Source organism: Thalassovita aquimarina (assembly GCF_018219815.1).
Classification (GTDB): Bacteria; Pseudomonadota; Alphaproteobacteria; order Rhodobacterales; family Rhodobacteraceae; genus Thalassobius; species Thalassobius aquimarinus.
Genome location: NZ_JADMKU010000049.1, coordinates 1 through 2,531, shown reverse-complemented (window position 1 = coordinate 2,531; position 2,531 = coordinate 1). Strand labels below are relative to the sequence as shown.

Here is a 2,531-nt window from a genome sequence, read left to right as displayed (position 1 = left end):
GTAAGCGCCTCGGCGATCCCCTCCTGCCGCTCTGAGGCTATCTGTGCGAGTCCTGTTGTCGAGATGAGGCATAGGACTGGACGGCAAAATGGACGGCTCTTTAGACGGCTCAACGGATGGTTACGCGGGCCGGATCGAGGTTTTGGAAGGCCGGTCGGGCCGGCGCATGCGGAGCGAGGCGGAACGGGCGCGGATCGCGGCCGAGAGCCTGGTGCCCGGGGCGAAGGTGACGGATGTCGCACGGCGACATGACGTGACCCGCTGGCAGGTCTACGATTGGCGCAAGAAGCTGATGGCCGGCGCGCTGGCTCTGCCCGCCGGGATAACTGACGAACCGATGTTCGCGGCGCTTGTCGTGGAGCCGAAGCCGGCCCGGCCTGCACCCGGCCCGAAACGGCGCGGCGGCGCGACCAGGTCCAGCAAGATCGAGATGGTGGTCGATGGCGTGACCCTGCGTGTGCCGCCGGACATCGACGAGGCGCAGTTGACCCGGATGATCCGCGCGATCCGGGCGGCATCGCAATGATCTCGCCGGCTGGTGGGCTGCGCGTCTACGTGGCCACGCGCCCGACGGATTTCCGGAAGGGCATAGACGGCCTGGCGCTGCTGGTTCAGGAGGTGATGGGCCTCGACCCGTTCAGCGGCGCAGCCTTCGTGTTCCGGGCCAAGCGCGCGGACCGCATCAAGGTGCTGGTCTGGGATCAGACCGGCATCGTGCTGGTCCACAAGCGCCTGGAAGGCGCGAAGTTCGTTTGGCCCAAGGTTCAGGACGGAGTGATGAAGATGTCGCCCGCGCAGTTCTCGGCGCTGTTCGAAGGCCTCGACTGGCGGCTTGTCCGCCCCGAACCTGTGCGGCGGCCGGAACTGGCCGGGTAGCTGCGGCAGAGTGACTCGGCGATGATTTGTTAGTGGTGGCGATCCCGCCCGTGTGCTTGATCGCAGCCATGACTGACACCGCCCTGGCCGAAGAGAACGCGCTTCTGAAGGCCCGCCTCGCCGAGACCGAGGCGGCGCTGGCGGATGCGGTCGAGGCGCAGCGGCGGCTGGAAAGCATCGTCAGCGAATTGCGTCGGGAGAAGTTCGGGCGGAGGTCCGAGAAGCTCGACCCGGAGCAGTTCAATCTGCCGCTCGAAGATGTCGAGCTGGCGCAGGGCGTGCTGGACGCGGCGCAGGAGAAGGCGCGACGCGCACTGAAGGGGCAAGGTGCTGCCGAGAGCGGCGTGCCGAAACGCAACCGCGGCCATCTTCCGAAACACCTGCCCCGGATCGAACGGGTCATCGAACCCAAAAGCACGCTCTGCCCCTGCGGTTGCGGCGAGATGGCCAGGATCGGCGAGGATGTCTCCGAGCGGCTGGACGTGGTGCCGGCCCAGCTCCGCGTGCTTGTCACCCGGCGCCCCAGATATGCCTGCCGGCGTTGCTCCGGCGCGGTGGTGCAGGCGCATGCCCCGGAACATGTCGTGCCCGGCGGGCTGCCTACCGAGGCGCTGATCGCGCAGGTCATGGTGGCCAAGTTCGGCGACCACCTTCCATTCTACCGCCAGGCCGAAATCTATACCCGGCAGGGGATCACCCTGGATCGGGCGACGCTCGGCAACTGGGTGGGGCGCGCCTGTTTCCATCTGCGCCCGATCGCCGATCACCTGAAGGAGCGGCTGAAACGCGCAGACCGGGTGTTCATGGATGAAACCCGTGCGCCGGTGCTCGATCCCGGGCGGCGGAAAACGAAAACCGGCTACTTCTGGGCCATTGTCGCCGACGACCGGGGTCACGGCGGTGCCGGCCCTCCCGTGGTGATGTTCCACTACGCGCCCGGCCGCGGCGCCGTGCATGCGCTTCGATTCCTCGAGGGCTATCGCGGGCGGTTCGTGCAATGCGACGGCTATGAAGCCTATGACAAGCTCACCAAGGTCGACCGGCCTGAGGGCCCATGGATCCTCGTCCATTGCTGGACGCATGCGCGTCGGAGGTTCGTGAAGCGCCTGGAAAAGGACGGCTCACCGATTGCCGAGGAAGCCCTGCGCCAGATCGCCGAGCTCTATGCCGTCGAGAAATCCGTGCGCGGCCTGGGTCCCGAAGACCGGCTTGCCGCCCGGCGCGAACTCTCCGCACCGATCATCGCCGCCTTCCGCCCTTGGCTCGAGGCGCAGCTGTCGCGCATCCCGCGTTCGTCAAAGCTGGCCGAGGACATCCGCTACACCCTGGCGCGTTGGCCCGGCCTGACACGGTTCCTTGAAGACGGCCGTCTGGAGTTGGACACCAACCCGGTCGAGAACCAGATCAGGAAGATTGCTCTGACCCGGAAAAACGCCCTCTTCGCCGGGCACGAGGTCGGCGCAGAGAATTGGGCATTGCTCGCCAGCCTGATCGCGAACTGCAAGATGTGCGACGTCGATCCGGTCAGCTACCTCTCCGACACGTTGCGCGCGTTGCTTGACGGTCATCCCAGAAGCCGCATCGACGAACTCATGCCCTGGAACTTCGCGGTCGCGTCAAGCCGCGCCGCGTAGGGGATCGCCGAGGCGCTTACG

At 66.7% G+C, this 2,531-nt stretch carries 3 protein-coding genes; all 3 read left to right on the top strand.

All coding sequences use genetic code 11. The features are described from left to right. The first annotated feature begins 88 nt into the window (after nt 1-88). The 3 genes from tnpA to tnpC all read left to right on the top strand — a co-directional run bounded on the left by tnpA (nt 89) and on the right by tnpC (nt 2,510). A complete protein-coding gene (gene tnpA / locus IT775_RS21090; protein ID WP_246525806.1) occupies nt 89-526 on the top strand; it encodes an IS66-like element accessory protein TnpA in 438 nt (145 codons plus the stop codon). Then, nucleotides 523-876: an IS66 family insertion sequence element accessory protein TnpB gene (gene tnpB / locus IT775_RS21085; RefSeq protein ID WP_212703221.1), complete on the top strand. Its 354-nt coding sequence runs from the start codon at nt 523-525 to the stop codon at nt 874-876. The genes tnpA and tnpB overlap by 4 nt, the downstream gene beginning before the upstream one ends. Before the next feature lie 68 nt (nt 877-944). Then, a complete protein-coding gene (gene tnpC / locus IT775_RS21080) occupies nt 945-2,510 on the top strand; it encodes an IS66 family transposase (RefSeq protein ID WP_212703220.1) in 1,566 nt (521 codons plus the stop codon). Nucleotides 2,511-2,531: the final 21 nt, after the last annotated feature.

Excerpts from the sequence above, each read along its gene's own strand:
- tnpA (WP_246525806.1), top strand. The coding sequence starts at position 89 with ATGGACGGCTCTTTAGACGGCTCAACGGATGGTTACGCGGGCCGGATC.
- tnpB (WP_212703221.1), top strand. The coding sequence starts at position 523 with ATGATCTCGCCGGCTGGTGGGCTGCGCGTCTACGTGGCCACGCGCCCG.
- tnpC (WP_212703220.1), top strand. The coding sequence starts at position 945 with ATGACTGACACCGCCCTGGCCGAAGAGAACGCGCTTCTGAAGGCCCGC.